A 2,174-nucleotide genomic window follows, 5' to 3' on the forward strand; every position below is an offset into this window, starting at 1 on the left:
GCACCGGGCCGCGACTTCCGCTGACCCCACCTCCGCGCTGAGCCGTGACGTTGTGCACGCCCGCACCGGCGTGTCGCGTGCACAACGTCACGCTCAGCGCGGACATGGGGCCGGTCCGGGTCCGGCCAAAGGGTTGACGTGACCAAAAGGGGGTCTTAGGGTCATGCCAACCTGAAGGCAGGAGTGGGCGTTGGCGATCGACCTGGCGGTCTCGACCGTGAGCTTCGCGCTGCGTCCGCACCCGCGCACCGGACGCGCCACCTTGTGGCTGCCGCTGGTCCGCCGCATCCGCGACCCGTACGAGGGACGCTGGGCGCTGCCGGGCGGACCGCTGCGCCCCGACGAGGACCTGGCCACCAGCGCCCGCAGCACCCTGGCCCGCACCACCGGCCTGGCCCCGCGCTACCTGGAGCAGCTGTACTCCTTCGGCGCCGTCGACCGCTCGGCCGGACCGGACCGCGTCGTCTCGATCGTCTACTGGGCGCTCGTGCGACCCAGCGAGGACGCCCGCGCCGTCGACGGCGAGAACGTGGAGTGGTTCGTCGCCGACGAGGTACCCGGGCCGCTCGCCTTCGACCACGACGACATCGTCCGCTACGCCCTCGACCGGCTGCGCGCGAAGATCACCTACTCGCCGATCGCGCACAACTTCCTGCCCGACACCTTCACCCTGGCCGAGCTGCGCGCCGTGCACGAGGCCGTGCTCGGCCGCCCGCTCGACCCGGCCAACTTCCGCCGCCAGGTCCTGGCCGGACGCACGATCGAGCCGACCGGCACCAGCCTGCAGGGCACCAGCCACCGACCCCCGGCGCTGTACCGCGTCGCGACCCCCACCAGGAGCCAGGCATGACGACCTCCGTCCACGACGCCATCACCGCGGCGCCCGCCGCCAGCTGCGACACCGACCTGGCCCAGGGGCCGTGGGTCTTCGACGCGATGCCGGGCTACGGCCCCGGGGCGTCCGAGCTGGACGTCGTGCCGGCACCGGTCGTGCGGCCGGGCCAGCTGCCGGTGGAGTACCAGCGCATGGACGACGCCGAGCTGCACGCGCGCATCCGCCGGGCCAAGGACGCCCTGGGGGAGCGGCTGGTCGTGCTCGGGCACTTCTACCAGCGCGACGAGGTGGTGCAGCACGCCGACTTCGTGGGTGACTCCTTCCAGCTCGCGAACGCCGCGCTGACCCGCCCGCAGGCCGAGACCATCGTGTTCTGCGGCGTCCACTTCATGGCCGAGACCGCCGACGTGCTGGCCCGCGCGGGCAGTCGGTCATCCTGCCCAACCTCGCGGCCGGCTGCTCGATGGCCGACATGGCCGACACCGAGTCCGTCGACGCGGCCTGGGAGCAGCTGATGGACGTGTACGCGGACGAGGCCGGCGACCTGGCGCCGGTCGTGCCGGTGACGTACATGAACTCCTCGGCGGCGCTCAAGGCGTTCTGCGGCCGCAACGGGGGCATCGTCTGCACGTCCTCGAACGCCGAGGTCGTGCTGGAGTGGGCGTTCGAGCGCGGACGCCGGGTGCTGTTCTTCCCCGACCAGCACCTGGGCCGCAACACCGCCAAGGCGATGGGCGTCCCGCTCGAGCGGATGCCGCTGTGGGACCCGCGCAAGCCGCTCGGCGGGAACGACGAGGCGACGCTGCGGGACGCGAAGGTGCTGCTGTGGCACGGCTTCTGCTCGGTGCACAAGCGCTTCACGGTCGAGCAGATCGCCCGGGCCCGCGCCGAGCACCCCGGCGTGCAGGTCGTCGTGCACCCCGAGTGCCCCATGCCCGTCGTCGACGCCGCGGACGCCGCCGGGTCGACCGACCTGATCCGCCGCTTCGTCGAGGCGGCCGAGCCGGGCAGCACGATCGCCATCGGCACCGAGGTCAACCTGGTGAACCGGCTGGCCACGCAGCACCCGGACAAGACGATCTTCTGCCTCGACCCGGTCATCTGCCCGTGCTCGACGATGTACCGCATCCACCCCGGCTACCTGGCCTGGGTGCTGGACGGCCTGCTCGAGGGCGAGGTGCGCAACCAGGTCCGCGTCGACGAGGCCGTCGCCGCCGACGCGCGCGTCGCGCTGGAGCGCATGCTGGCCGCTCAGCCCCGGACGCCCGCAAACTCATGACCGCGATCGTCCGTCGTCGGGTCCGGCGTCGCCGGGCTCACCGCCGCGCTCCGAGGGCCG

3 protein-coding genes are annotated in these 2,174 nt (G+C 72.9%); all 3 read left to right on the forward strand.

Annotated features, from left to right (window positions below; genetic code table 11):
• Positions 1 to 190 precede the first annotated feature (190 nt).
• The 3 genes from AC2W7G_RS14435 to AC2W7G_RS14445 are packed head-to-tail and all read left to right on the forward strand — an operon-like array spanning position 191 to position 2,114.
• Positions 191 to 850 (forward strand): NUDIX hydrolase, encoded by a 660-nt coding sequence (locus AC2W7G_RS14435; RefSeq protein WP_485869049.1) that lies wholly within the window; start codon positions 191 to 193, stop codon positions 848 to 850.
• Entirely contained in the window at positions 847 to 1,350 is a 504-nt protein-coding gene (gene nadA, locus AC2W7G_RS14440) for a quinolinate synthase NadA (RefSeq protein ID WP_485869050.1), read from the forward strand. Before AC2W7G_RS14435 ends, nadA begins: the two co-directional genes overlap by 4 nt.
• Entirely contained in the window at positions 1,308 to 2,114 is an 807-nt protein-coding gene (locus AC2W7G_RS14445; protein WP_485869051.1) for a quinolinate synthase NadA, read from the forward strand. The genes nadA and AC2W7G_RS14445 overlap by 43 nt, the downstream gene beginning before the upstream one ends.
• Positions 2,115 to 2,174: the final 60 nt, after the last annotated feature.

The organism is Aeromicrobium sp. PFPM2_SD2, from assembly GCF_057364525.1.

Excerpts from the sequence above, each read along its gene's own strand:
- nadA (WP_485869050.1), top strand. The coding sequence starts at position 847 with ATGACGACCTCCGTCCACGACGCCATCACCGCGGCGCCCGCCGCCAGC.
- AC2W7G_RS14445 (WP_485869051.1), top strand. The coding sequence starts at position 1,308 with ATGGCCGACACCGAGTCCGTCGACGCGGCCTGGGAGCAGCTGATGGAC.